The 26,242-nt window shown below is 32.4% G+C and carries 24 protein-coding genes; 8 read left to right on the top strand and 16 right to left on the bottom strand.

Annotated elements, in window-relative coordinates:
* Window positions 1-81 precede the first annotated feature (81 nt).
* The 5 genes from OLM51_RS01905 (at window position 82) to OLM51_RS01885 (ending at window position 7,793) form a co-directional block, all read left to right on the top strand.
* Window positions 82-2,898: a TonB-dependent receptor gene (locus OLM51_RS01905; protein ID WP_264552734.1), complete on the top strand. Its 2,817-nt coding sequence runs from the start codon at window positions 82-84 to the stop codon at window positions 2,896-2,898.
* 18 nt (window positions 2,899-2,916) lie between these two features.
* The gene (locus OLM51_RS01900; RefSeq protein WP_264552733.1) at window positions 2,917-4,266 is read left to right on the top strand and encodes a DUF5689 domain-containing protein; all 1,350 of its coding nucleotides are present in this window, start codon (window positions 2,917-2,919) and stop codon (window positions 4,264-4,266) included.
* Window positions 4,267-4,405: 139 nt separating this feature from the next.
* On the top strand, window positions 4,406-5,269 hold the full coding sequence (locus tag OLM51_RS01895; protein ID WP_264552732.1) for a hypothetical protein: 864 nt from the start codon (window positions 4,406-4,408) through the stop codon (window positions 5,267-5,269).
* Window positions 5,270-5,428: 159 nt separating this feature from the next.
* Window positions 5,429-6,658, top strand: a complete 1,230-nt coding sequence (hflX, locus tag OLM51_RS01890) for a GTPase HflX (protein ID WP_264552731.1) — start codon at window positions 5,429-5,431, stop codon at window positions 6,656-6,658.
* 97 nt (window positions 6,659-6,755) lie between these two features.
* On the top strand, window positions 6,756-7,793 hold the full coding sequence (locus tag OLM51_RS01885; RefSeq protein WP_264552730.1) for a hypothetical protein: 1,038 nt from the start codon (window positions 6,756-6,758) through the stop codon (window positions 7,791-7,793).
* A 67-nt stretch (window positions 7,794-7,860) separates the two neighbouring features.
* Here the strand turns inward: OLM51_RS01885 and OLM51_RS01880 are convergent, their stop codons facing one another.
* The 7 genes from OLM51_RS01880 to OLM51_RS01850 form a co-directional block, all read right to left on the bottom strand.
* The gene (locus OLM51_RS01880; protein ID WP_264552729.1) at window positions 7,861-8,793 is read right to left on the bottom strand and encodes a DUF3078 domain-containing protein; all 933 of its coding nucleotides are present in this window, start codon (window positions 8,791-8,793) and stop codon (window positions 7,861-7,863) included.
* A 76-nt stretch (window positions 8,794-8,869) separates the two neighbouring features.
* Window positions 8,870-9,379 carry a DUF2480 family protein gene (locus OLM51_RS01875; RefSeq protein WP_264552728.1) on the bottom strand — a complete coding sequence of 170 codons (510 nt, stop codon included), beginning with the start codon at window positions 9,377-9,379 and terminating at the stop codon, window positions 8,870-8,872.
* 82 nt (window positions 9,380-9,461) lie between these two features.
* The gene (locus OLM51_RS01870) at window positions 9,462-9,785 is read right to left on the bottom strand and encodes an SUF system Fe-S cluster assembly protein (protein ID WP_017494560.1); all 324 of its coding nucleotides are present in this window, start codon (window positions 9,783-9,785) and stop codon (window positions 9,462-9,464) included.
* A gap of 88 nt (window positions 9,786-9,873) precedes the next feature.
* A complete protein-coding gene (locus OLM51_RS01865) occupies window positions 9,874-10,284 on the bottom strand; it encodes a GxxExxY protein (RefSeq protein ID WP_264552727.1) in 411 nt (136 codons plus the stop codon).
* A gap of 185 nt (window positions 10,285-10,469) precedes the next feature.
* Window positions 10,470-10,895, bottom strand: coding sequence for a SufE family protein (locus tag OLM51_RS01860; RefSeq protein WP_264552726.1), 426 nt, complete (start codon window positions 10,893-10,895; stop codon window positions 10,470-10,472).
* 2 nt (window positions 10,896-10,897) lie between these two features.
* The gene (locus OLM51_RS01855) at window positions 10,898-11,251 is read right to left on the bottom strand and encodes a hypothetical protein (protein ID WP_264552725.1); all 354 of its coding nucleotides are present in this window, start codon (window positions 11,249-11,251) and stop codon (window positions 10,898-10,900) included.
* Between the two features lie 83 nt (window positions 11,252-11,334).
* A complete protein-coding gene (locus tag OLM51_RS01850; RefSeq protein ID WP_264552724.1) occupies window positions 11,335-12,549 on the bottom strand; it encodes an aminotransferase class V-fold PLP-dependent enzyme in 1,215 nt (404 codons plus the stop codon).
* Window positions 12,550-12,769: 220 nt separating this feature from the next.
* Here OLM51_RS01850 and OLM51_RS01845 point away from each other — a divergent pair, with 220 nt between their 5' ends.
* Window positions 12,770-14,119: a serine hydrolase domain-containing protein gene (locus tag OLM51_RS01845; RefSeq protein WP_264552723.1), complete on the top strand. Its 1,350-nt coding sequence runs from the start codon at window positions 12,770-12,772 to the stop codon at window positions 14,117-14,119.
* Window positions 14,120-14,224: 105 nt separating this feature from the next.
* On the opposite strand, the gene sufD is transcribed toward OLM51_RS01845, so the two are convergent.
* From sufD to OLM51_RS01815, 6 genes are all read right to left on the bottom strand, one after another.
* Window positions 14,225-15,541, bottom strand: coding sequence for a Fe-S cluster assembly protein SufD (sufD, locus tag OLM51_RS01840; RefSeq protein ID WP_264552722.1), 1,317 nt, complete (start codon window positions 15,539-15,541; stop codon window positions 14,225-14,227).
* 117 nt (window positions 15,542-15,658) lie between these two features.
* Entirely contained in the window at window positions 15,659-16,027 is a 369-nt protein-coding gene (locus OLM51_RS01835; protein WP_264552721.1) for a four helix bundle protein, read from the bottom strand.
* A 47-nt stretch (window positions 16,028-16,074) separates the two neighbouring features.
* Window positions 16,075-16,821, bottom strand: coding sequence for a Fe-S cluster assembly ATPase SufC (gene sufC / locus OLM51_RS01830; RefSeq protein WP_008466070.1), 747 nt, complete (start codon window positions 16,819-16,821; stop codon window positions 16,075-16,077).
* An 11-nt stretch (window positions 16,822-16,832) separates the two neighbouring features.
* A complete protein-coding gene (locus OLM51_RS01825) occupies window positions 16,833-17,321 on the bottom strand; it encodes a flavodoxin family protein (protein ID WP_264552720.1) in 489 nt (162 codons plus the stop codon).
* Between the two features lie 7 nt (window positions 17,322-17,328).
* Window positions 17,329-18,777 (bottom strand): Fe-S cluster assembly protein SufB, encoded by a 1,449-nt coding sequence (sufB, locus tag OLM51_RS01820; protein WP_264552719.1) that lies wholly within the window; start codon window positions 18,775-18,777, stop codon window positions 17,329-17,331.
* An 84-nt stretch (window positions 18,778-18,861) separates the two neighbouring features.
* Window positions 18,862-19,191 (bottom strand): HesB/IscA family protein, encoded by a 330-nt coding sequence (locus tag OLM51_RS01815; protein ID WP_264552718.1) that lies wholly within the window; start codon window positions 19,189-19,191, stop codon window positions 18,862-18,864.
* Window positions 19,192-19,558: 367 nt separating this feature from the next.
* On the opposite strand from OLM51_RS01815, the gene OLM51_RS01810 reads away from it, so the two are divergent.
* A complete protein-coding gene (locus OLM51_RS01810) occupies window positions 19,559-20,485 on the top strand; it encodes a hypothetical protein (protein ID WP_264552717.1) in 927 nt (308 codons plus the stop codon).
* An 81-nt stretch (window positions 20,486-20,566) separates the two neighbouring features.
* Window positions 20,567-21,424 (top strand): MBL fold metallo-hydrolase, encoded by an 858-nt coding sequence (locus OLM51_RS01805; protein WP_264552716.1) that lies wholly within the window; start codon window positions 20,567-20,569, stop codon window positions 21,422-21,424.
* Window positions 21,425-21,499: 75 nt separating this feature from the next.
* Here the strand turns inward: OLM51_RS01805 and OLM51_RS01800 are convergent, their stop codons facing one another.
* The 3 genes from OLM51_RS01800 to OLM51_RS01790 all read right to left on the bottom strand — a co-directional run bounded on the left by OLM51_RS01800 (window position 21,500) and on the right by OLM51_RS01790 (window position 26,242).
* Entirely contained in the window at window positions 21,500-23,875 is a 2,376-nt protein-coding gene (locus OLM51_RS01800) for a LamG-like jellyroll fold domain-containing protein (RefSeq protein WP_264552715.1), read from the bottom strand.
* A gap of 159 nt (window positions 23,876-24,034) precedes the next feature.
* On the bottom strand, window positions 24,035-25,384 hold the full coding sequence (locus OLM51_RS01795; RefSeq protein ID WP_264552714.1) for a T9SS type A sorting domain-containing protein: 1,350 nt from the start codon (window positions 25,382-25,384) through the stop codon (window positions 24,035-24,037).
* A gap of 165 nt (window positions 25,385-25,549) precedes the next feature.
* A complete protein-coding gene (locus OLM51_RS01790) occupies window positions 25,550-26,242 on the bottom strand; it encodes a hypothetical protein (protein WP_264552713.1) in 693 nt (230 codons plus the stop codon).

Genomic DNA, 26,242 nt, shown 5'->3' with positions numbered 1-26,242 from the left:
TTACTTTTCCAAAAACCAATTTTATCTTTTGAATAAAGGATTGTCATCCTAAAATTATTTTCAAAGTAAATTGGATTTTAAATGGTTAAAAAATACATCGTCTTTTTTATTTTAGGGCCTTTTAGTTTTGTTTTTGCACAGGAAACAATTTTTAGAGGAGTTGTTGTTGATGCCAAAACACAAAATCCTTTGGAGAATGTTGTAGTAAGTATTCAGAATTCTTCTATAACAAAACTTACTTCTAAAAGTGGCAAATTTGAACTGCATTCTCCTATAGAGGGTGAACAGCTGCTTTTAGTTCACAGTCAGGACTGTAAAGATTTATTGCTGAAAATTCAGTCTAATTTTGGTCAGATTGTATATCTGGGAGTATTGCAGTTGGAAGATATTTATTCTGATGAAGTCCCAGCGGCATTGATCACATTATTAGACAGTGATTTGTCTGATGACAATAGTTCATCTGAAATGACTTCCGGGCTTTTACAATCTTCAAAAGATGCTTTTATGCAGGCTTCGGCATTTAATTGGGGACAGGCCCGATTTCGGATTCGTGGCTTAGACAGCGAAAATGGAACCATGATGCTCAACGGAATGACCATGAATAAAATCTACGACGGCAGACCGCAATGGAACAACTGGGGTGGATTAAATAATGTACTTCGAAATCAGGAATTTTCAGTTGGAACGGCAGCTTCAAATTATACTTTTGGAGGTGTCTTAGGAACGCAGCAGATATTTACACGAGCTTCTTTATATAGAAAAGGAACGCAGTTGACCTTTTCCGGAAGCAATACAACCTATAGTTTGCGTGCGATTGGAACGTATGCTTCCGGAATGAATGCAAAGGGCTGGGCTTATGTAGTCTCTGCAGGAAAAAGATGGGCAGACGAAGGTTATTTTGAAGGAACAAATTTTAATGCCGATTCTTTTTTTATTAGTGTAGAAAAACAACTAAATAAGAGAAACTCACTCAATTTTACCGGATTTTATACACCAAATTCCCGTGGAAAAAATTCTCCAAATACTAATGAAGTGACCAGTTTTATGGGTGAAAAGTACAATTCGTATTGGGGATATCAGCATGATAAAAAACGAAATGCCAGAGTGAAGAATGTCGAAGAGCCGCTGTTTATGCTCAATCATTATTTTAAAATTGATGATAAAACAAACCTGAATTCGAGCGCAATGTATCAATTTGGAAAAGTAGGCAACAGTAATTTGGATTATCAAAATGCAGATAGTCCGGATCCTGTTTATTATAAAAAGATGCCAAGTTATTTTAGTTCTCTTTACGCAAAAGACAAAGGGGAGTTTTCCGGTGACTTTACACCGGATTATGAAAAGGCAGAAAAAAATAGAATTGCATTTCTTGCAAATCCTCAGATTAATTGGAACGAAATATATTTTGCAAATCAAAAACCTGATAAAAATGGTTACGAACCTGCAAAAAGTCATTATGTTCTGTACGAAGACAGAACTGATGATCGAACTTTTGCACTGAATTCAAATCTAAATAAGCAAATTACTCCTAATATTTCTTTTGATGGAGGATTTACTTTTCGGAATCTAAAGTCTCATAATTTTCAGTATTTACTGGATCTTCTAGGTGGAGCGTATTTTGAAGATATTGATCCGTTTTATAAAGGTAGTCTTTCACAATCTGATTTGCAAAATCCGAACAGGCAAGTGAAAGAAGGAGATACATATGGCTATAATTATAATCTTCTGGCAAATGTTTTAGATGTTTTTGCACAGTTTAAATTTTCGTATAATAAAACAGAATTCTATTTGGCGCAATCTTATTCAGTGTCAGATTATCAAAGAGAAGGATTGTATCAGAACGGACTTTATCCAACAAATTCTTTAGGAAAAAGTGCAAAAGTCAATTTTGAAAACTTTGGTTTTAAAGGTGGATTTACATATAAAATCTCAGGGAAACAATTGTTGTATTTTAATGGAGCTCATCTCACACGTGCGCCTTCGTTACGAAATACGTTTTCTAATTCACGCTTAAATAATACGGTCATTGATGGTATTGAAAGTGAAAATATTACCAGCGCCGAGCTTAATTATGTTTATCACTCTCCAAAACTGAAATTGCGTTTAACCACTTATTACACTTTAATTAAAAACACATCGCAAACCTCTTTTTTTTATGCTGAAGGAATTTTTAACAAGGGAGCGGGTTACGATGCGGTGGATGCTTTTGTAAGTCAGACTTTAACGCATTTGGATAAAAAAAATACTGGAACAGAATTAAGTTTCGAATACCAAATTTTATCTACTTTAAAAACTACTTTTTCAGCTGCATACGGAAGTTATATTTATAATAGTAACCCAAATGTTACAATTACAAACGATGCAAATATAGCCAGAACCAATACCCCTGTAACTTTTGATTTTGGCCCTTCTTACCTTAAAAATTATAAACAAGCCGGAACTCCGCAGCAGGCTTATTCATTAGGATTAGAGTATCGCGACCCAAAATTTTGGTGGATAGGAACCAATATTAATTATTTAGCAGAAAGTTATATTGATGTCTCTCCAATTTCTAGAACACAACAATTCTATATTAATTCAGCAAATGGCTTTCCATTTCCAGAGGCAACTTCTGAAAGAGGTAATGAATTATTAAAACAAGAAAAATTTAATCCTGTGACTTTATTAAATATAAATGGAGGAAAATCATGGCGTGCACATAAAAAGTATGTCGGTCTCTTTGCCAGCGTAAATAATGTTTTGGATTTAGCATATAAGACGGGAGGTTTTGAACAAGCCAGAAATGCAAATTTTAGAGCATTAAATCAGGATGTTTCCAGTGGAACTCCTTCTCTTGGGCCAAAATATTATTATGGTTACGGACGAACTTATTTTTTAAATCTTACAATTGGGTTATAAAACTGAAAAATTACCATCATGAAAAAGAGTCTGTTAAATTTATTTTTTATCTTATCATTACTGTCTTTTTGCAGTTGCAATAATGAAATTGAAAACCCTAAGTTAGAATGTACACAACCAGATTTTGTGGTAAACAAAACAGTTGAAAAAATTTATGATCTTTCTGGAAATGTAGCAAAACAATATTTTTATGATGATGTCATAGAAGCCTTTGTTGTTTCAAGTGATGAAGAGGGGAATTTTTTCAAAAGCATTTCATTTCAGACAAAACCATCTTCAAAAAATTCTGCAATTGGCTTTAGTGTGCCAATCGATATGTCAAATAGTTATATTGATTACAGAATTGGAAATAAAGTTTATATAAAACTTAAAAACCAATTTACCGATTTGTATTTTGGAGGTTTAAGGATTGGAACTTTATATGTAAGTAATGCCGGAGATCCAACAATTGGGCGAATTTCGCAAAATGAAATTAAAGAGGTATTACATGCATCGTGTACAATTGTTGATGAAAATGAATTAGTAGAATCACTTTCTATCGAAGAAGCACTTTCTGATGATAAGTTAAATACTCTTATAGAATTAAACGATGTTGAGTTTACTGAAGCAGCTCTAGGTCGTCATTATTTTGAAGAATCAAATAATGTAGGTGGGTCAACCAATTGGAATTTGAGAGACAAATCAGGTAACCAAATTATTTTTAGAACAAGCGGTTATGCAAAATTTGCAGATCATTTTGTTCCTGAAGGCAGTGGTAAAGTAAGAGGGATTCTAACCAAGTTTGGTTCTGATTATCAATTGATGATTCGATCTGAAAGCGATATTGTAATGAATGAAAAAAGAAATACGCCTGTTTTTGCTGAAGATTTTCAGTCAGTTAAAAACAATGTAAACTTTGTATTACCAGGCTGGAGTAATATAGTTGAGAAAGCTGCTAAATTATGGAAAAGTATGGTTTATGCCGGAAATGGTTATGCAGAGTTTAATACTACAAGCACCACAGCAGCAGAAAATATTGCATGGTTGGTTTCTCCAAAAATTAATTTAACAAATTATAAAAATGCTATACTGTCTTTTAGAAGTGCACAGCACGATTTAAAATTAGATTCGCCTTTAAATACCCTCGAAGTTTATGTTTCAACAAATTTTGATGGTTCCAGTATTACTAAAGCAAAATGGATAAAATTAGATGCTAAGGTTCCTTCATTATCCACGCCTTCAAGAGCTTTTATGAGCTCTGGGGGAATAGATTTATCAGCTTATCAGGGAAACATTTATATTGCATTTAGATATGTTGGCTCTGGAAAAGATAAAACTCTAAATGGGGCATTTATGGTTGATGACGTTAAAATTTTTGGAGAAAAATAAACTTGTTTTGTTGTAAAGAATATAAAATAGATTCTCTTTTTGATGCAAATAGTAAAAAAGGAAGTAAATTTTCAGATTTAAACTGTTAATTTTGGCAGAATTTTGTATTTTGGTCATCCCAAATTAATACAAATACCACATGAAGACCTACTTTATCGCCATCATCACGATGGTATTCCCATTTTTGCTGCACAGTCAGGAAGATACTCCTGTTCGATTAAAGCAAATTAACATTGTAAAAACAAACTACCAAAATTCTAAAGATGGTGAAATTGTAAACAAAACCGTTGTGTTTAAAGACGGGAAGATACAAACCATTACAACTTCTGATGTTGTTCAGCACTTTTTTTATAATAAAAGCGGATTGTTGGACATGACCGTAAAAGACAAAGTTGGAAGTGAATGGAAAGAAGTTATAAATTACACTTATAATGCAGATAATAACATCACTAAATTTGTTAAAAAATATCAGGAAGGACCTGATTATATTACAAAAGTAGTGACTTTTGGTTATGAAGGTGCAAGGATAAAAGTGACTACAAAAAAGAGTACAAATCATCAGAATTTGCTTGATGACATTGAATATATTGTTGAAAATGGCATAATTGTGAGACGTACTTCACGAGACAAAAACAAACAAATTATTGGTAAAATCGAATATGTTTACGTTAACGATAATGTTTCGAAACATAAAGGATTAGTTGGAGATAAAATCTCTAAAACGTTTACTTATGATGATAAAAAATCTGTAGATCAATTAATTGTTCAGAACCTTTTTGGCGATAATTATAAAGTAATTGTACCAATGATTTCATATCATGAGGATGAATTTACTTTTGAGGATATATCGTATAATAATGAAATGAATTTTAGCCCTTCTTCTACAGCGCTTGTGGCTGTAAGCAGAAAGTATAAATACAACAAATTAAACTTCCCAATTTTCTGTTCACAAATTGAAGAAAATGGAATCGTAAAAACTGAAAAAACGTTTATTTACGAATAAAACTGAATTACAAATTCGCATAAACCCTTTAGAAATTATTTTTTTAAAGGGTTTGTTTTTTTTAAACGATGCAGAATAATTCCCAATAAGAACTTAAAAACAAAATTCTATAAGGCTTAGTGTCTTACAAATCATTAAATTTGCACCTTATTCAAAGCTATGTTAGAAAAAGAAGTTATAAATTTTGAAAGAACAGCCATTGTTGGTATAGTTACTCAGAATCAAAGTGAGGAAAAACTTAACGAATATCTTGACGAATTAGAGTTTTTGACTTTTACCGCTGGTGGTGAGGTTATTAAACGTTTTTCGCAAAAAATGGAACGCCCAAACCCGAAGACTTTCATGGGGACGGGAAAAATAGATGAAATCAATCTTTTTGTAAAAGAAAATAATATATCGACTTTAATTTTTGATGATGAATTATCGCCGTCGCAGCAAAAAAACATCTCGCGAATTATAGATTGTAAAATTCTGGACAGAACCAACCTGATCCTTGATATTTTTGCGCAGAGAGCAGAGACTTCTTATGCAAGAACTCAGGTAGAATTGGCACAATGTATCTATTTATTGCCAAGACTTTCTGGTTTATGGACACACCTTGAGCGTCAAAAAGGGGGTATCGGTATGCGTGGTCCGGGAGAGACAGAGATTGAAACAGATAGACGTATTGTGCGTGACCGAATTTCGTTACTGAAAGAAAAAATCAAGACGATCGATAGACAAATGAGTATTCAGCGTAGTAACCGTGGAGCAATGGTTCGTGTTGCTTTAGTAGGTTATACTAACGTTGGTAAATCGACTTTGATGAATGCGATCGGTAAAAGTGATGTTTTTGTTGAAAATAAATTGTTTGCAACATTAGACACAACAGTTCGTAAAGTGGTGATTAAAAACCTGCCATTTTTGCTTTCTGACACTGTTGGTTTTATTAGAAAATTGCCAACACAATTGGTTGATTCTTTTAAAAGTACACTTGATGAGGTTCGTGAAGCTGATTTGCTTTTGCATGTTGTCGATATTTCGCATCCGGATTTTGAGGATCATATTGAATCGGTAAATCAGACTTTGCAGGAAATCAAAAGCAATGATAAGCCGGTAATTATGGTTTTTAATAAAATCGATGCTTACAGACATTTGACTATTGATGAAGATGATTTAATTACAGAAAGAACCAGAAAACATTACACACTTGAAGAGTGGAAACAAACCTGGATGAGTAATGTTGGAGAAGATAAGGCTTTATTTATTTCGGCAACACAAAAAGAAAACTTCGAGGAATTTAGAGAAATTGTTTACGAAGCTGTTCGCCAGATTCACATAACCAGATTTCCTTACAATAAATTTTTGTATCCGGATTATAAAGATGCAATAGAGAAAGAAGAAGAGTAAAGTTTAAGAAATAAGTTAAATTATTTAAAACTTGTGTGTTTTTTTTAAATAGTGTTATATTTATGATTGCTAATTAATAATAAATTTAATACAACTCATGAAAAAAATATCGCTTCTTTTGCTTTTGGTTTGCACTTCTATTTATTCTCAAAAAACAGAATTAACACCTGTTGAGTTTTATGTAAATTATCAAGATCTTCCTTCAGTTTATGTTCCGGTAGCGCTTAGAACATTTAATGTTAAAGTTAAAACTGCGGGTTCTATTGAAGGTTTTAAAAACACAAAACAACTAGCGGACTATATTAAATTATATGGCTGGAAAAGAGCGACAGATTCCGCAACGGTAAATGTAGAAGTTAACTTATTGGATTTTCAGAAAAAAAATGAAGAAATCGAAAAGAAAACGGTTGAGGAAAAAAATAGAGATGGAATTTTAGAAAGAGCGTTTGAGATGTTTACTATTGTAACAAATTATACGGGAAACGGAAATGCCAAAATTACGTACTTCAAACTCGAGAATTCAAAGAAAACAGCAATTGATGAAGAATTAAATTTTTCTAAAACGATTCCTTATAAATCCGTAGAAAATCATGATTTGCCATACTTGCAAGCACAAAATAAAAAGAACGAAACGGCTTACTATAATAAAAGATTAGGAGAGTATGTAGAAAGTTCGCTTAATCAGGTTAAAAATAAGTTAAACGATAAATTTGGTTTTACGGCCATTAATCTTAATGAACAGCTTTTAATATTAGTTTCTAAGGAAGAAGGTGAGACTTATAAAACAACAATAGATCAGGTTGCAAAGAAACTTTCTGAAATGAAAGCAGATGCTCCAATTAATAATGTTGCTAGTGAATTAGAGCCTTCTATTAAATATCTGGAATCACTAAAAGAAAAATATTCAGGATCTAGTAAAACGAATAAAACGATAAGATATTCTGTGCATTATAATCTTGCTAAAATTTATTTATATCTTGATCAGCCAGAGAAAACGATTGTTGAAGGTGAAGCGTTAATAAAAAACGGTTTTAAAAAAGAAGATGGAGAAAGCCTTGTTGAGACTGGGAAAAAGCTTTTAAATAAATTTAATACTTTAAATGTTAGATCTACACACAATGAAATAAATAAGTAATCTGATAATTAAAAGAAAATGGCCGCAAATCATCTTTTGCGGCCATTTTCTTTTAATATTTTAAAGCTTAAAATCCAAAGTTAACTCCTAAACCAAATACTTCTCTGGTTTGAAATCCCTGAAAAGCATTATCATCATAAATCGCCTGAAATGAGAGATTAGCAGATAAGTATTTATTTACTTTCATGACAATATTAAGTGAGTAGTCGATATCGACATTTTGCGGATCCTCAAGATAATTCGAGTAAAGATTTAATGTGTTTTCGGCCGTAACATTGGTCATAATGGCTAACTTATAATATACAGAAGCATAAAAACTAAGTTCATAACGCATACTTTTATTGGCATCCACTCCAAAGTAATCACCATCAACATAACCAATTCCTGATGTATAGGCGCTATCCACAAACGTAAATTTTGAAGTTAATGGAGCAAAGTTTATTTTTAAGTTGTCATCTTTTGTCCAATATATACCAGGACCAGTTGTAAGGTATCCAGGAGACATAAACTTAGTGTTTTCAGTCCTTATTTCTTTTCCGTTTGCATCCTGACCATAAAGATAGCCTGTTGTAAATTGTGTTCTGAAATTTAGGAAATAAGAGTAATACCATTGTCCAAATGCCTTTTTTCCAACAATAGAATTAAATTCGAATCGGTCATCTGTTTTCTTTTCGAAATCTGCATTTTTGGTTTGTAGTAATCCGTAAGATGCCAGAAGTTTGTTGTCCCAGGTCACGTCATCTTTTTTGTAATTGAAATCATAATTGATTCCTAATGTTCCGGAAAAGCTGTCTTCACCTCCGGCAATCCAGTTATTAAAGCTGGACTGATTTAATAAAAGAGAGACAATTCCTTTTGTTTTCCAGCCTTCTCCTTCTATAGTGTCGTTAATTTTTTTTACTGCTTTTTCAGTATTCTTAATTAACTCTTTTTCTGAATTTTGGGCTTGTACAAATGTGAAGTTTACTAAAATGAAAAGTAATAGGGTTAGCTTTCTCATAATTTTTAGTTTTGATGTATAAACAAATATACTAAAAACAATAAAAGATTAAGAGCTAATTGATTGTAAAAGCAGGTTATTTCTTAGATTCTTTATATAAAGGGACCGCAGAACAGGCTTCTCCATACATAATACTTCTTGCAAAAGGTTGTAAATAAGTTGTAGCCAAAATGTACGCGCGCATTGGAACCGGCTTTCTGGAACAGCCTTTTACAATTACGGGTTTACTTTTGTAAACAGAATAATCAATTTTACTTAGGATTTCTTCATAAAGACTTGCGTCTAAGTCTTCGATGGTTCCGTTAACTACTTTTTTGGCAAAAGGAGCCAAATGCACACTAACTAAAATTAATGCCCAGGCAGGAATAATAGCATCTGTACTGCAATTTACCGCAACGTATTGATCTTGGTATTGTGACCAGTCATGATTTTTAAGATGTTCTCTAAAGTCTTTTTCTTTCAATAAAAAACCTTCCAAAAGCCATTGCGAAATATCAATCTGAACTCGCATTCCTTTTGGATAATAATCCTCTAAATCAAAAACTTCTAAAGCACTATTGGCAACTTTATTGATAATTTCTTCCATTCTTTAAGTCTTAAAGTCAAATGTCGAAAGTCATAAAGCTTTTAAATTTTGGACTTTATGACTTTGGACTTTATGACTATTTTTAAAGCATTCCTAATTCTAATTTTGCTTCTTCGCTCATTAAATCTTTACTCCAAGGCGGATCAAAAGTAATTTCAACATCAACATCTTTGATGTTTTCGATTGTTTTTACTTTTTCCTCAACTTCTCTTGGTAAACTTTCTGCAACCGGACAGTTTGGTGAAGTAAGTGTCATTAAGATTTTTACTTCGTAATCAGTATTAACCATTACATCGTAAATTAATCCTAATTCATAAATATCAACAGGAATCTCAGGATCGTAAATTCCTTTTAAAACTTTTACGATTGATTCTCCTAATTCGTTTGTGTCTATTTCTTGTTCCATTGTTATTTTTGTTTTTTCACCATATAAGTTATATAAGTTCATTTAAAATTGGATGCTTATATAAATATTTATGGTTTCTTTTTATATTTTAATCTTCTAGCCAGCGATACAATTCGTTGACGTATGTTTTTTGGCCTTCGTGATAAATATTTGTGACATTAAAATTTATCATTAATCCTATTGGGGACTTTAAAAGCTTCATATAAGACATTAGTTTCGCAATATGAATAGGTATAATTTTATCAGCTGATTTTAGTTCAAGAACTAAGCAATTTTCAATAAATAAATCACATCTTAAATCTGACTCTAATTCCAGACCTTTATATTCAACAGGTATTTTGAGTTCTGATTGAAAATTAATTCCTCTTAAGGATAATTCTTTAATCATACATTGATGATAGATACTTTCTAAAAGTCCGGCTCCAATATTTTTATGAACTTCAATTGCTGCTCCGTTAACTTGATAAATTAAATCAGTCAAATATTTCTTTGTTATCATCTGCCTTTTTTAGCAATAATAAGAAATAAAAAAGAAAGATAAAACTTACATTTATTGTTTTCCACCATATAAGTAATATAAGTTCATTTAAATACTCTTAATAATGTAACTTATGTTTATCAATACAATAATTTTAAGCACCAAAACTTAAATTTTCTTATATTACTTATATGGTTTAAAATTTTTTAATTTTTGTTTTTTGCGTCAAAAGCCAATGCGTACATTTTGATGTTTTTGATCATCGAAACCAAACCGTTGGCACGTGTTGCTGATAAATGTTCTTTTAATCCAATTTCGTCTATAAATTCAGTGTCAGCATTTATGATGTCTGATGCTTTTTGATTCGAGAATGCACGAATTAAAATGGCAATTATCCCTTTAGTCAAAATGGCATCACTGTCTGCAGTGAAGACAATCTTATCATCGACTTGTTCACCTTGCAACCAAACTTTTGATTGACATCCTTTGATTAAATTCTCGTCAGTTTTATATTCTTCTTTGATTAGAGGAAGACTTTTTCCTAATTCGATGATGTACTCATAGCGCTGCATCCAGTCATCAAACATCGAAAATTCGTCGATTATTTCGTTTTGTATCTCTTTTATTGTCATAATTATTCTTTAACAAAATCAACCAGTAAATTGACTAGTTTTTCAATTTCCTTTGGAGGAATACCGTTGTCAAAACCTTTAGTTTCGTAGGTTTTTTGATTTTGAGTTATTTTTAAATTTCCAATAGCTGCACCATCATAAAAACGTTTTTCGGTTGGTGCTTTCAAATTTGGAATTTCTTCTAAATTAATTTTTGAAAACTCAGTTACAATTTGTTTCCATTTCGCATTATCAATCTTACTTTCAACTGGCTGCTGATCTCTTTCGTTCACAACAGAAACAGTTTGATTCTGAACTACAATTTTTTTATAATACCCTCTTGAAAGTGCAGAATATTCAATTTTCGTATTTGTCATATCTGTTGATTTTTGGCTTGAACAGCCCGTTACAATAAAAATCGACAAAAAAAGTAAGGATAATAGTCTCATAAAAAAATGTTTTAGCTTAGCATTGTTTGTGCTTTTTTAACGGCATCTACCATTAAATCAATTTCTTCTTTAGTATTATAGAAAGAAAAAGAAGCACGAATTGTTCCCGGAATACAGAAGAAATTCATAATTGGTTGTGCACAATGATGTCCGGTTCTAACAGCAATTCCTAATTTGTCAATAATAGAACCAATATCGTAAGGATGAATTCCATCAATATTAAAAGAAATTACCGAAGCTTTTTCTTTTCCGGTTCCGTAGATTCTTAAACCTTTAATTTCAGACAAACGTTTTGTAGCATATTCTAAAAGCTCGTGTTCGTATGCCTGAATATTCTCGAAACCAATGTTGTTTAAATAATCAACGGCAGTTCCTAGTACAATTCCGCCTGCGATATTTGGAGTTCCTGCTTCAAATTTGTGCGGAAGATCAGCGTAAGTAGTTTTTTCGAAAGTAACTTCTTTGATCATTTCGCCACCGCCTTGGTAAGGAGGAAGTTTGTTTAACCACGCTTCTTTTCCGTAAAGGATTCCAGTTCCCGTTGGACCGCACATTTTATGTCCTGAAAAAGCATAAAAATCACAATCTAATTCCTGAACATTCGGTTTTAAATGCGGAACCGCCTGAGCGCCGTCAATCAAAACTGCAGCACCAACAGCATGTGCTTTATCAATAATATATTTAATCGGATTGATGATTCCGAGTGCATTTGAAATATGATTAACCGTAACGACTTTTGTTTTTTCTGAAAGAAGAGCATCAAAATGAGATAAAATCAATTCGCCATCTTCATTCATCGGAATCACTTTTAAGGTTGCTCCGGTCTTTTCACATAACATTTGCCAAGGCACAATGTTACTATGATGTTCTAATGAAGAAACAATTACTTCGTCTCCAGGTTTTAAGATAGAAGCAAAGCCATTTGTAACTAAGTTGATTCCATGCGTAGTTCCAGAAGTAAAAAGGACTTCGTGAGCATGTTTTGCATTGATGTGTTCCTTTATTTTTCCACGAGAAATCTCATAAGCATCAGTGGCCAACTGGCTTAAAGTGTGAACGCCACGATGAATATTGGCATTGATTTCCTGATAATATTTAACTTCTGCATCAATCACGATTTGTGGTTTTTGAGAAGTAGCACCGTTGTCGAAATATACTAATGGCTTTCCGTTTACAGTTTGTGAAAGTATCGGAAAATCAGCTCTTATTTTTTGAATATCTAGCATGTCTTATTTAGAAAAAATCTATTTACAAAAGTACTAAAACAAAATTGTATTATAAGGCAATTCTATAATTTCCTTTTATGATACCATTGTTTACAAGTGTAAATGCTGATTCTGTAAGATTCAATTGAGTTTTTTGAATTATCTGAATCATATTTATAATTTGGCTTCTAAAATCGTGAAGATAAATTATTTATATTGCATTAAAAATATCTGACATATCATGAAAAAATTTCTCAAAGTACTGTTGCTTGTTTTGGTTCTTGCCTTTTTGTATTTCGGATTTACGACTTATCCGAAACTGGATTTAATTTCTGGTTTTTCAGCTAAAAGTGTTGCCTCTGGACATTTTTTAGATAATCGACCGTTGGATTTAATTCAGAAAACCGACAATGATATTGATATGATTGATTTGGCTAAAAATTCAATTGACAATGCCGGAAAGTTTGCAGTTGCCTCCGTTTATGGATTAAAGGAACGAAAAGCAATTTATCGAGAAGGTCTGGGAGCAACTTTGATTGATGATAATTTTGATGTTTCAAAACCGTATCTGCTTCCAAAAAGAACGAAATTAGAAAATAATCTTCCTTTTCCGTATGGGAATAATGAGTCAAAAGATTCCGCTTTCGCGAATGTTGATTACGCTAAATTAAAGAAAGCTGTTGATGATTCTTTCGATAAAAATGGTGGAAAAGCAAAAAGAACAAGAGCTGTTGTGGTTTTGTATAAAGACAGATTAATTGCCGAAAAATACGATACAGGTTTTAATAAAAGCAGTAAAATTTTAGGCTGGTCTATGACAAAAAGCATTACAAGTTCTGCTTTTGGCGTTTTGGCAAAACAAGGAAAAATTGATATTTATAAACCGGCACCAATTGCAGAGTGGAAAAATGATGAGCGTAAAATAATTACAATTAATGATTTACTACATATGAATTCCGGTTTGGAATGGGAAGAAAATTACAGCACCATTTGTGATGCTACAAAAATGCTTTTTCAGGCGGAAGATATGGGAAAAGTACAATTGGATAAACCAGCTCAGTTTAAACCAAACTCGCATTGGAATTATTCTTCTGGAACAACCAATTTATTATCTCTGATTTTAAGAAGGCATTTTAAAACACAACAAGAATACCTTGATTTTTGGTATAGCGCCGTAATCGATAAAATCGGAATGAACTCGATGATTGTAGAGCAAGATATGAGCGGAACTTTTGTTGGATCCTCATACGGATGGGCAACGCCACGCGACTGGTCCAAATTTGGATTATTATATCTGCATAAAGGAAATTGGAACGGAGAACAAATTCTGGACGAAAGCTGGGTAAAATATACGGCAACGCCAACTAATACTTCAGAAGGAAAATACGGAGCGCAATTTTGGCTAAACGCTGGAGGAAAATTCCCGGATGTTCCGCGTGATATGTTTTACTGCAGTGGATATCAAGGACAAATGGTGGCCATTATTCCGTCTTTGGATATGGTAATTGTGAGAATGGGAGTAAAGGAAGAAGAACCAGGATTTGATTTTAATGGGTTTTTGAAAGATGTCATTTCTTCAGTAAAAAAATAAAATTTAACCGCAAAGGCGCTAAGTAAAAAGCGCAAAGTTCGCAAAGTTTTGTAATAAACCTTTGCGAACTTTGCGTAACCTTTGTGTCTTTGCGGTAAAACCCGACTACAAATCAAATCCTAAATTCACGCCTAATTTTGTAGCGATGATTTTAGTAATTCTTTGTTTTAATTCTGGTATTTTGATGCTTTCGATAACGGCATTTGAGAATGCGTACATCAATAAGGCTTTAGCTTCTTTTTTAGGAATTCCGCGAGACTGCATGTAGAACATTGCTGTTTCATCCAATTGTCCAACTGTACAACCGTGAGAACATTTTACGTCATCTGCAAAAATCTCTAATTGTGGTTTTGCGTTGATCGTTGCTTTGTCACTCAATAAAATATTATTGCTTTTTTGGAAAGCATTTGTTTTTTGAGCTTCTTTTTCTACCAAAACTTTTCCGTTGAAAACTCCTGTTGAACGATCAGAGAAAATTCCTTTGTAATCCTGGAAACTCTCACAATTTGGTTGCGCGTGGTTTACTAAAGTATAATGGTCAACGTGTTGTTTGTCATTTAAGATTGAAATTCCGTTTAACGTACTTGTCAACCTTTCGCCAAAATGGTAAAAGTTTAAGTTGTTACGCGTTAGATTTCCTCCAAACGAAAATGTATGAACGTAAGCATGACTTTCTTGTTGTTGAGAAACATAAGTGTTATCTACTAAGTTTGCTTCGCTATTATCATTTTGAATTTTGTAATAGTCAACAATCGCACGTTTTTGAGCAAAAATCTCTGTAACTGAATTTGTTAAAACAGGATTTTCATTCAAACTTTGGTGACGCTCGATAATTTGAACATGTGAATTTTCGCCCACAATAATCAAGTTTCTAGGCTGAACCAATAATGCAGCTTCATTTCCAGTTGAGAAATACATGATTTCAATTGGCTTATCGGCTACTTTCTTTTGTGGAATATTGATAAAAGCTCCTTCGCTTGCAAAAGCAGTGTTCAATGAAGTCAAACTTTCATCTTTACTTGCAATTTGATTGAAGTATTTATCAATAATCATTTTATATTTTGGTTTGGTCAATGCCGATGACATTAAACAAACATCGATTCCGTCGTGCGTTGTAGAAGACAAATGCGAACTGAAAACACCATCAATAAAAACTAATTTATAAGTGTCTATTTCATGTAAAAAGTATTTTTTTACCTGATTAAACTCGATTGCATTTTCCTGCTTTGGAAAAACCGTAAAGTCATTTTTTAAGATGGCATTTAGCGATGTATATTTCCAGGCTTCATCTTTTTTGGTTGGGAAACCTTTATTTTCGAAGTTTTTTATAGCAGTTGTGCGGATGTCATGCAAATCTGAATGCACATCAACACGCTCTTCAAAAGCCATAAAAGACGATACTAATTTTTCTTTTAAATCCATTTTGTTGTTTAGTCTTAAAGTCGAAAGTCGAAAGTCGAAAGACTTAGGATTGTCGACTGTTTTTGCCAAAAGGTCAAGAATTAAAGCATAAAGTTTTTGACTTTATGACTTTCGACTTTATGACTTTGGGCTCAAATATTTAATGAAACCGCTTAATAATTTCGATATTTCTGTTACCGATTCTAAAAGCATTTCAAATTCTTCTTTTATAATATATTCTAAATCAAAAGCTAAATATAATTGAGATCTTACTTCTCCTGCTGAAGCTTTGGCTACATATAAAAAGTAAATAAACTCTTTGTCTGTATTTCTTTCAAAACCTTCGGCAATATTTGATGATATAGAAAGTGATGCACGTCTTATTTGTCTAACAAAATCAAAGTCTTTTTTGAAATTAGGATTTTCAGTAATCAAATATATTTTCTTATTGAAGATTCGAGATTTTTGCCAAGAATTTATTTCCTCAAAAGATTTGAACTTACCCATATTGTATTTTCGACTTTATGACTTTTGACTTTCGACTTTATGACTGACTAATTCTCTGCCTTAATCCAGTCGTATCCTTTTTCTTCTAATTCGTATGCTAATTCTTTTCCGCCAGATTTTACGATTCTTCCGTTGTAAAGAACGTGAACGAAATCAGGAACGATATAATCTAACAAACGTTGGTAGTGTGTGATAACGATAATAGCGTTTTTGTCGCTTTTTAGTTTGTTAACTCCATTTGCAACAATTCTTAAAGCATCGATATCAAGACCAGAATCGGTTTCGTCAAGGATGGCTAATTTTGGCTCTAACATTGCCATTTGAAAAATCTCGTTTCTTTTTTTCTCTCCTCCGGAAAAACCTTCATTTAAAGAACGAGATAAAAATTTACGGTCAATTTCTAATAATTCAGATTTTTCACGAATTACTTTCAGCATTTCATTTGCCGGCATTTCTTCTTGTCCGTTTGCTTTACGAGTTTCGTTGATCGCTGTTTTCATAAAGTTAGTTACGCTAACTCCGGGAATTTCTACAGGATATTGAAACGAAAGGAAAACACCTTTATGTGCTCTTTCTTCCGGAGCTAAATCGGCAAGATCTTCTCCGTCAAGAATAACCTCTCCGTCTGTAACTTCATAGTTTTCGTTTCCTGCGATAACAGCAGAAAGTGTACTTTTTCCAGAACCGTTTGGTCCCATTATCGCGTGAACTTCTCCAGCTTTAACTTCTATATTAATTCCCTTAAGGATTTCTTTATCACCAATCGCGGCGTGAAGGTTTTTTATTGATAACATTGTTCTTTATTTTATATAAATGTCAATTCTATTTTTGTTGTTTGGTTTAGGATGTTAGCATTAAAATGCGCGTGTCCTAAATATTTCATGCCTAAATAATCGGCTGATTTTTTGAACGGAAAGTAAAAACCGTCTTCAATCGCATCTTCATGTGAGTTTGATATTACTCCGATCTTCTTTCCTCTTAGTTTTCTTCCGGTTTCTTTTTCAATTCGGATTAAATCCGAAAAACGATCAAAAAAGACTTTCATAATACCACTCATATTATACCAGTAAACCGGTGTTGCAAAAATTAAAGTGTCGTATTTTTCGAGGATTCCTTTAATTAATGGCAAAAAATCATCTTCTATGTTTTTGCTTTCGTAATCATAATAGGAAATATTATAATCACTTAGATCAATCACATCTATTCCGTTATCTTTAGAAATTTCATCCACAATTTTGGTTGTGTTTCCATTTTTTCTGGACGAACCTAAAATGATTACCTTTTTGTTTTCCATCTTCAAATTACCCTACAGAACCTTCTAAAGAGATCTCTAATAATTTTTGAGCTTCAACCGCAAATTCCATCGGAAGTTTATTCAATACATCTTTACTGAAACCGTTTACAATTAAGGCAATCGCTTTTTCTGTTGGAATACCTCTTTGGTTGCAATAGAAAACCTGATCTTCTCCAATTTTACTTGTTGTTGCTTCGTGTTCGATTTTTGCCGATGGATTTTTACTTTCGATATAAGGGAAAGTATGAGCTCCACAATTGTTCCCCATTAAAAGAGAATCACATTGCGAAAAGTTTCTTGCATTCTCAGCTCTAGGGCTAATTTGCACTAATCCACGGTAACTGTTTTGTGATTTACCAGCCGAAATACCTTTAGAAATAATAGTCGATTTAGTATTTTTTCCTAAATGGATCATTTTAGTTCCGGTATCAGCTTGTTGATGATTATTGGTAACAGCAATTGAATAAAATTCTCCTACTGAATTGTCTCCTTTAAGTACACAAGAAGGATATTTCCAAGTTACAGCAGAACCCGTTTCTACTTGTGTCCATGAGATTTTAGCGTTTGTTTCGCATAAACCTCTTTTGGTTACAAAATTAAAAACACCGCCTTTACCTTCTTTGTTTCCAGGATACCAGTTTTGAACTGTTGAATATTTAATTTCAGCATCATCAAGAGCGATTAATTCAACCACAGCAGCGTGTAATTGGTTTTCGTCACGACTTGGAGCTGTACAACCTTCCAGGTAAGAAACGTAGCTTCCTTCATCGGCAATAACAAGCGTTCTTTCGAATTGTCCGGTTCCTGCCTGATTGATTCTAAAATAAGTTGAAAGTTCCATTGGGCAACGAACGCCTTTTGGAATATAACAGAAACTTCCGTCAGAGAAAACCGCTGAGTTTAATGCTGCGTAGAAGTTGTCTTTTTGTGGTACAACAGTTCCTAAATATTTTTTAACTAATTCAGGGTGTTCTTTGATAGCTTCAGAAATTGGACAGAAAATAATTCCTTTTTCAGCCAATGTTTTCTTGAAAGTTGTTGCTACAGAAACAGAATCGACAACGATGTCCATAGCGACATTGTTCATCATTTTTTGTTCATCAACAGAAATTCCAAGTTTTTTGTACATCTCTAATAATTCCGGATCTACATCATCCAAAGTCTTATTTGGATCTACTTGTTTTGGAGCAGAATAGTAAGAGATAGCTTGAAAATCTGGTTTTTCATAACGAACGTTTGCCCATTCTGGCTCAATCATTTCTTTCCATGCACGGAAAGCTTCAATACGCCATTCGGTCATCCATTCAGGTTCTTCTTTTTTAAGAGAAATAGCTCTTACAATTTCTTCGTTTAAGCCAATAGGGAAAGTTTCAGATTCTATATTAGTATAAAATCCGTACTCATATTCTTTGGTTTCGAGTTCGATTTTTAAATCGTCTTCTGTGTATTTGCTCATTATATTTAATGTTGTCTTAAGATTTGAAAGTCTAAAGATTGAAAGTCAATTCAGGCTTTATGGCTTTACAGTGTTGAACTTTGACTAAAGAGAAAAAGATTCTCCGCAGCCACAAGTTCTGCTAGCATTTGGGTTGTTGAATACAAATCCTTTTCCGTTTAATCCGCCAGAGAATTCTAAGATTGTTCCGGCTAAATATAGAAATGATTTTTTTTCAACTGCAATTTGTATGTCGTTGTCTACGAATATTTTATCGTCTTCTCCCTTGTTTTTGTCAAATTTTAAATCATAAGACAAACCGGAGCATCCACCACTTTTCACTCCTACACGTACATAATCGTGAGCGGCGTCAAAACCATCGTCTGTCATCAAATCGATGATTTTCTTTTTGGCTGTATCAGAAACTTTTATCATTGTGTTTATGGTATTTATTTTTTTATTTCATTTTAAGGAGCTATAAAAAACCGTAATGAAATTATTACATTTTAAAATGCTGTCTATCAATGTTCAAATGAAATGGTTTGCAAAGATACGACTTAAAAACCTTTTTCCATAACGGTTGACATTATTATAACAAATGTTAAAATAGATAGAAGTTATTTTGATGATAGAAATTTGTAATAAATCTCTTTTTTCTGCAAGAACTAAAAAGAAACTTACAAAAATGTAAGGTAAAAACTGCTAATTTATCAATAAATCAAACATAATAGTTAAAATACCGTATTTTTACCTGTGCCTGAATATGATTTTGTGGTACTTTTGCAGAAAATTATGAGTAATTATGAAGAAAAATTACAGGGATAACTGGATTAAAGCACTTTTTGCAGTAGTTTTTGTTTTTGGAATTAGTGCTACATATTTTATTTTTAGCAATGAGCCAAATCTTATTATCGACAAATCTACAAATGATAATTTAGAAATTGTAGGGCCTACCACTACTACAACATCTCATGATCAGGAGAATATTCTCGATTCTTTAAATACTTTAAAGTTGGCTTATGATGTTGCCATTTTTGAAAAAACGGCACTCTCGCAAGAATTAGAACTTGAAAAAAAGAATATTGAGAATTTGATGGAAATTATTAAAGCCTCTAAAGATCCTTCGGCGGAACAAATTAAAATTTATCGTAAACAACTTTCAGATTTAAAAACTTCGCTGGATGCAAAAGTTGTGGAAGTTAAAAAGTTAAAATCTCAAAATAAAAATTTACTGACCGAAATAGAAAGCCAGAATGTGGTTATGTACAAACAAAAGGCCGAAAATGATACGTTGATTTCTAAGCAAAAAAAACTGGAATCTACTCTAAAAGATGCTTCAAAGCTTTCTCTGGGGAATTTTAAGGTCATTGCTCTTCGTGAAAAGAATTCAGGAAAGGAATTGGAAACGGCTAAGGCAAAGAACACTCAAAAGTTAAAGATCAGTTTTTCTGTAAATGGAAATTCGGTTGCTAAAACCGGGAAAAAAGTGTACTATGTTCAGGTATTAGACCAAAAGAATACGGTTTTAGGAGAGAACAAATTGATAGAATTTGGAAATGACAAAGCTTTAGTTTACAGTTTTTTAGTAGCAGTTGACTATCAGGGAAAAACAACCAATGCTTATGGTGTTCTGAACGGAGATGAAAACCAGTTTAAAAAAGGAACCTATTTTGTCAATTTCTTCGACAAACAAGAAATCATGGGGAGTTCCTCTATAACATTAGAATAGATACAGTAAAAGTTTAAAAGAATTTTTAGCATATAGGTTTTGTATTTCCTAGTTTTGTTTTCTTACTAGAAATATATTCTTATGAAACTTTACCCAATTGAATCCGGAAATTTTAAACTAGATGGAGGCGCTATGTTTGGTGTTGTTCCTAAAACAATCTGGAACAAAACAAATCCGGCAGATGCTAACAATCTAATAGATATAGCAGCACGTTGTTTACTTATTGAAGATAATAATCGTCTGATTTTAATAGATACCGGAATGGGAGATAAACAATCAGAGAAGTTTTTTGGTTATTATTCACTTTGGGGTTCTCATTCTATCGATAAATCACTGGCAAAATATGGTTTTCATCGGGATGATATTACAGATGTTTTTATGACACATCTTCATTTTGATCATTGTGGAGGAAGTGTTCAGTGGAATTCTGATAAAACGGGTTATGAACCGGCTTTTAAAAATGCAAAATACTGGACTAATGAAAATCATTGGGAATGGGCAACAAAACCCAATGCTCGAGAGAAAGCTTCTTTTTTATCGGAGAATATTTTGCCAATGCAGGACAGTGGTCAACTGAATTTTATTGAAAGACCAAGCAGCGATTTTGGATTTTCTGAAGAAATGAATTTCGGAATTTATTACGTTGACGGTCACACCGAAAAACAAATGATTCCACATATTAAATATCAGGACAAAACCATTGTTTTTTGTGCAGATTTATTGGCTACGGCAGGACATATTCCGTTGCCTTATGTAATGGGGTATGATACAAGACCTTTATTGACAATGCCAGAAAAGTCAAAATTCCTGAACGCTGCAGCAGACAATAATTATTTTTTATTTCTGGAACACGATGCGCATAATCAAATTATAACGGTTGAGCACACAGAAAAAGGTGTTCGATTAAAAGAAGTTTTTACTTGCGAAGAGATTCTTTAGACGATATACGTTACGTATAAAAAATCCCGTTTTCAAAGTTCTGAAAACGGGATTTTTTAATTTAACTAATCGATATTATTCTACTATAACTTTTTTAGCAGAAGCGGCATCTCCATTGATTAGATACACATAATAAACTCCTCTAGGTAAGTCAGATAAATCGATCGTATTATTTGTATTTGCATTATTTAAAATAAAAGATTTTACTAATTTGCCTAACGAGTTGTAAACTGTTGCTTTGTCTAATGCAATATTATTAATCGTTATTTCCCCTTTTGTTGGGTTTGGATAAACAATGACTTGACTAAATTCAGATTTGTCAATGCCTAGACTTTTGCAAGTATTAGAATAAGTAGTAGTGGATTCTTTGATGTTTGACCAGTTTGTATTTGAATAATTCTCATCATCAACTTGTATACAGCTAAGAGAAGTAAGTCCTAAGAAAGTGGTATATAATCCAGAAGCAGATTTTTTTCCAGTATTTGATGGCAGAATAAAATTACGATTGTTTCCATTTCTTAGATTTAAATAAACCAAAGGATTATTGACTACATATACAATTGTGAGTTTAGTATTTTTGGATAAATCTAATGTGGTAAGCTGATTTGAAGAAGCGTTTAATGTTTCTAATTCCAGATTCTTGCTTAAATCTAAAGATGTCAATTGATTCTTGCTGACATCCAAAGTAATTAGTGAAGTAAAATATTCTATTCCGGTTAGATCTTTTATATTACTGTTTGAAAGATCCAAATTTGTAACAGAACTTGCATTTGCTATAGTAATTTTCCCGTTTAAACCGTCTGTATCTATTCCTAAATCGATTAGTTTTTGTTCAAAATTAACATCAGGAATTAAAGAATATTGAGGGCAGTTTGAGCTGAAATTTGCGAGAGTATCTTTTTTATTTTCCCAGTTTGTATTGGCATAAGCCACATCATCAACCTGAATACAAGTTAAAACAGGATTATTTTTAAGGTTTAGATATACAAGTTTATCATTGTTTCCATTCTTCAAATTTAGACTCGTTAATTGATTGGAATTAGGATATAAACCAACTAAGGTAGTGTTTGCGCTAACATCTAAAGTGGTTAGCTGATTTTTTGAACAGTTTACAAATTCTAAAACTTTATTTTTGCTTATATTCAAATTTGTTAATTGATTAGACTGACAATACAACTCTGTTAATGCAGTGATTTTAGAAACATTCAAGCTGGTTATTTTATTTTCACGGCAATCCAGAAGTTTTAAAGCGGTATTATTGTTTACATCTAAAGTGGTTAATTGACTGGTATTACATCCCAAAAATGTTAAAGCAGTATTTGAGCTTACATCTAAAGAAGTGTATTGGTTTGAACCAGAATCTAATTTTGTTAACGCTGTATTTGCTTTAACATTTAAAGATGTTAATTGATTCGAATAGCAGCTCAAATTAAGCAAAGCAATATTATTACTTACGTCTAAAGAGGTTATTCTATTGGTATTACAATCTAGAGTAGTCAGAGCGGTATTTTTACTTATATTTAATGTTGTTAATGAATTTTGACTACAATTCAAATCAGTTAATGATACGAAGTCTTGTATTCCTGTTAAATCTGAAATATTGCTTTTACTAACATCTAAGGAAGTTAAGGTGTTAATATTAGATGTGTGGATTTTTCCATCAAGTGGAAATCTATCCAATCCTAAATTGATTAATTTTTGTTCAAAATTCGGATCTGGAATTAAAGTATAAGCAGGCTGCTCCCCAGGAGTATACATAGCCGAAATTTCTTCCGGAGTCAAAACACGATTCCAGATACCAAGATCATCAATTATACCTTTAAAATACTCATTAGTTGTATCTCCTGAAATTCGTTTTCCTATTCTAAAAAGATTGTTCGTAGTATTTAAGGCAGCATTTTTTTCTGAAACAAATTCACCATTTACATATAATGATACTTTGGTTCCGTTATAGGTAAGTGTAAAAAAATACCAGTCATTACTTAAGTAATTATAGTTATTTACATAAAAATCGTCACTGGTAAAATCAGGACCAGTTACAGATTGAAGATAAGCTTTTGAATAAATGGTAAGGGATACTCTCTGTAATTTTGATAAAGTACCATAATTAAAGATGCATACATCCTGATTTTCACCAGTATTAGGAGTGTTCGTTTTAAACCATCCGGAAATTGTTCTTGGGGCATTATTTTTTGGGATATTGGTAACAATAGCATCAATGTAGTTGTTAATACCATTAAAACTATAAGCACTATTGGGTTTTGCATTTCTATCTTCGGTAAGTATTGCACCGTTAACAGTGCCATTGTTTTGATTACCACTTACATCATTTGCATTATTATCAAAAGGATAGTAGGCAATTAATCCATTTGTAGGAACATATGAAGGAATAGTTTGAGCAAAACCTGATAATGAAATTAAAGAAAATAACAAGAGTAGTTTTGTTTTCATAGATTTAGTTTTGGATTTAGTAATACAAGTATACAGTTTTATAAAGATTTTTCTTTACGGAAAGACGTAAAGCATAAAGTATAGAATCAGCATGTTAGAAAAAAAATCCCACTTTCAACTGAATGAAAATGGGATTTTTTGATTAAAAATAATTATAAACTACTCTACAATTATTTTCTTGGCCGAGGCTGCGTCCTGATTAATCAGATAAATATAGTAAATGCCTCTTGGAAGACCACATAAGTTGATTGTATTATTAATGTCTGCCGAATTTAAACTAAACGTTTTTACCAATTGTCCTAATTCATTATAAACATTTACTTTGTCTAAAGTAATGTTGTTAATACTAACTTCGCCCCTTGTTGGGTTTGGATAGATAGCAACTTTGTCAAAAACAGAATCTTCAAGACCTAAAGTATTGCAATCTAATGAAAAGGTTGTTGTTGGCAATTTCAAAGATGACCAGTTAGCATTGGAATATATAACATCATCAACTTGTATGCATTTTAAACTTGGAATTGGAAACGAAATTTTGTTTAAATCCATGTTTTTATTATTACCATTTTTCAAATTAATACTTAATAATACTTGACTTCTATTACAAATTAAATTAGTTAATAAAGTGTTTTTAGAAAGATCTAAAGTGGTCATGTTATTTCCACTGCAATATAATTCTTTCAGTAAAGTATTATTTGAAAGATCTAAAACATCTAGACCTGCGGGAAGAATTGTAGAACAGTTTAGAGTAATTAAGTTTGTATTTTTAGAAAGATTTACAGAAGTAACATCGTTATAAGAAAAGTCTAAAAATTTTAATGATACAAAATCTTCAATTCCAGTTAAATCATTAATTGATGAACGTGAAAGATTTAAATCTGTTTGTGAAGCAATAGTTTCAGTCAAAACTTTTCCATCTGGCAATCCTGTGTCAATTCCTAAAGAAATTAGCTTTTTTTCAAAATTCACATCTGGAATCAAAGTATATTGTGCTGGAGCTTCGGCAACGTCAATAACCGATACATTATCAATTAAAATTTCAGAATTAAGAGATCCTGTAGTCCAGATATCAATTTCTATATTTTCAGTAACTGTTGGTGTATATTCAAATTCGATTTTTTTCCATTCAGTGGTAGAAAAAGTCACATCTGATGTTTTAATTATTTCTTCTTTAAAGGTTCCTGGCTTATGATATAAACTTAGATCGATTGAAGAGAATGTTCCTTTTACCATTCTGTGGTACAAGGTTACGCGATACGTTTTGTTTGCAGTAACAGGAAAAAAATCGCTATTAATATAATTGAAAGTATCGCTAGCAACCATCATATTTGTGCTCGATGTACCATTTTGGGCTATTGAGCTTTGAGAAACTAAACCACTGAGATAACGATTCCAATTGTCTGGTTGGGATGATGAGGACCAAGTTTCAAAGTTTCCGTTCAGAACTAAGTTGGTCTGGGCATATAAAGAAAAATGTAATAGAAATAGTAACAAGAGTAGTTTTGCTCTCATAGATTTAATTTTGGATTTATTAATGCAAGTATACAATTTTTAAAAGATTTTTTTTATGGAAGGATATAATTTAAGAGATATGGAATCAGCATGTTACAAAAAAATCCCGTTTTCAACTGAATGAAATTGGGATTTTTTAGTTTAACTAATTGTAATGATTAAGTGTTAGTTGGTTTTGAATTTCCAAACCTGTCCAACCGTTTCTCCTCCTTTATTGTCTTTTACAACAATTTTCCAGAAGTATTCTTTTGCGGCTACTGTTGTAACGTCAAGTGTTTTCTCAGATAGGTTTGAACTTACTTTTTCTGTTGGTGGATTTGCTGTTCCAAAATACACATCGTAAGTTAAGACATCTGTAGCATCAACATCTGTAGCATTCCATTTTAAAGAAGCTGTTGTCGTGCTTAGTGCAGAGTTTAAGGCTGGTGACACCAATTCTGGAGCAAAAGGTAAATGATTTAGAGCTGCTTCTCCAGACGTATAGAATTTATAAACTGATGAATAAGCGCTTGCCAGACCTTTTGTATCTGTTGCTTTTATTCTCCAGTAATAAGCTGTGTTTTTGTCTAAAACAAAAGATGCCGTGTTTTCTGCTCCATCAAATGTTTTTACAATTTGGGCAAAGGTATTGTCTTTTGCTACCTGAATTTGATAGGTAATCGCATCATTGTTTGCATCTGTAGATCTGTCCCATTGAAAAGAAACAGTGTTATCAACACAAAGTTTATTATCCACCGGAGCAGTTAAAGCAGGCACAGTTGGAGCCGTGTTTTCGGCTGGAGTTTCAGGATCATCTGAACCACCTCCGCAAGAAATAAACAAAGCGCTGATTAGTGAAAGATATATAAGATTCTTCAT

The sequence above is a fragment of the Flavobacterium sp. N2038 genome (genome assembly GCF_025947185.1).
Lineage (GTDB): Bacteria > Bacteroidota > Bacteroidia > Flavobacteriales > Flavobacteriaceae > Flavobacterium.
The sequence above is the reverse complement of the archived record's forward strand: the minus strand, read 5'-3'. Positions and strand labels throughout refer to the sequence as shown.

Excerpts from the sequence above, each read along its gene's own strand:
- OLM51_RS01845 (WP_264552723.1), top strand. The coding sequence starts at position 12,770 with ATGAAAAAATTTCTCAAAGTACTGTTGCTTGTTTTGGTTCTTGCCTTT.
- OLM51_RS01805 (WP_264552716.1), top strand. The coding sequence starts at position 20,567 with ATGAAACTTTACCCAATTGAATCCGGAAATTTTAAACTAGATGGAGGC.
- OLM51_RS01895 (WP_264552732.1), top strand. The coding sequence starts at position 4,406 with ATGAAGACCTACTTTATCGCCATCATCACGATGGTATTCCCATTTTTG.
- OLM51_RS01810 (WP_264552717.1), top strand. The coding sequence starts at position 19,559 with ATGAAGAAAAATTACAGGGATAACTGGATTAAAGCACTTTTTGCAGTA.
- OLM51_RS01860 (WP_264552726.1), bottom strand. The coding sequence starts at position 10,895 with ATGACAATAAAAGAGATACAAAACGAAATAATCGACGAATTTTCGATG.
- OLM51_RS01790 (WP_264552713.1), bottom strand. The coding sequence starts at position 26,242 with ATGAAGAATCTTATATATCTTTCACTAATCAGCGCTTTGTTTATTTCT.
- OLM51_RS01825 (WP_264552720.1), bottom strand. The coding sequence starts at position 17,321 with ATGGAAAACAAAAAGGTAATCATTTTAGGTTCGTCCAGAAAAAATGGA.
- OLM51_RS01900 (WP_264552733.1), top strand. The coding sequence starts at position 2,917 with ATGAAAAAGAGTCTGTTAAATTTATTTTTTATCTTATCATTACTGTCT.
- OLM51_RS01865 (WP_264552727.1), bottom strand. The coding sequence starts at position 10,284 with ATGATAACAAAGAAATATTTGACTGATTTAATTTATCAAGTTAACGGA.
- sufB (WP_264552719.1), bottom strand. The coding sequence starts at position 18,777 with ATGAGCAAATACACAGAAGACGATTTAAAAATCGAACTCGAAACCAAA.
- sufC (WP_008466070.1), bottom strand. The coding sequence starts at position 16,821 with ATGTTATCAATAAAAAACCTTCACGCCGCGATTGGTGATAAAGAAATC.
- OLM51_RS01855 (WP_264552725.1), bottom strand. The coding sequence starts at position 11,251 with ATGACAAATACGAAAATTGAATATTCTGCACTTTCAAGAGGGTATTAT.
- OLM51_RS01875 (WP_264552728.1), bottom strand. The coding sequence starts at position 9,379 with ATGGAAGAAATTATCAATAAAGTTGCCAATAGTGCTTTAGAAGTTTTT.
- OLM51_RS01800 (WP_264552715.1), bottom strand. The coding sequence starts at position 23,875 with ATGAAAACAAAACTACTCTTGTTATTTTCTTTAATTTCATTATCAGGT.
- OLM51_RS01850 (WP_264552724.1), bottom strand. The coding sequence starts at position 12,549 with ATGCTAGATATTCAAAAAATAAGAGCTGATTTTCCGATACTTTCACAA.
- OLM51_RS01870 (WP_017494560.1), bottom strand. The coding sequence starts at position 9,785 with ATGGAACAAGAAATAGACACAAACGAATTAGGAGAATCAATCGTAAAA.
- OLM51_RS01880 (WP_264552729.1), bottom strand. The coding sequence starts at position 8,793 with ATGAGAAAGCTAACCCTATTACTTTTCATTTTAGTAAACTTCACATTT.
- hflX (WP_264552731.1), top strand. The coding sequence starts at position 5,429 with ATGTTAGAAAAAGAAGTTATAAATTTTGAAAGAACAGCCATTGTTGGT.
- OLM51_RS01835 (WP_264552721.1), bottom strand. The coding sequence starts at position 16,027 with ATGGGTAAGTTCAAATCTTTTGAGGAAATAAATTCTTGGCAAAAATCT.
- OLM51_RS01905 (WP_264552734.1), top strand. The coding sequence starts at position 82 with ATGGTTAAAAAATACATCGTCTTTTTTATTTTAGGGCCTTTTAGTTTT.
- OLM51_RS01815 (WP_264552718.1), bottom strand. The coding sequence starts at position 19,191 with ATGATAAAAGTTTCTGATACAGCCAAAAAGAAAATCATCGATTTGATG.
- OLM51_RS01885 (WP_264552730.1), top strand. The coding sequence starts at position 6,756 with ATGAAAAAAATATCGCTTCTTTTGCTTTTGGTTTGCACTTCTATTTAT.
- sufD (WP_264552722.1), bottom strand. The coding sequence starts at position 15,541 with ATGGATTTAAAAGAAAAATTAGTATCGTCTTTTATGGCTTTTGAAGAG.
- OLM51_RS01795 (WP_264552714.1), bottom strand. The coding sequence starts at position 25,384 with ATGAGAGCAAAACTACTCTTGTTACTATTTCTATTACATTTTTCTTTA.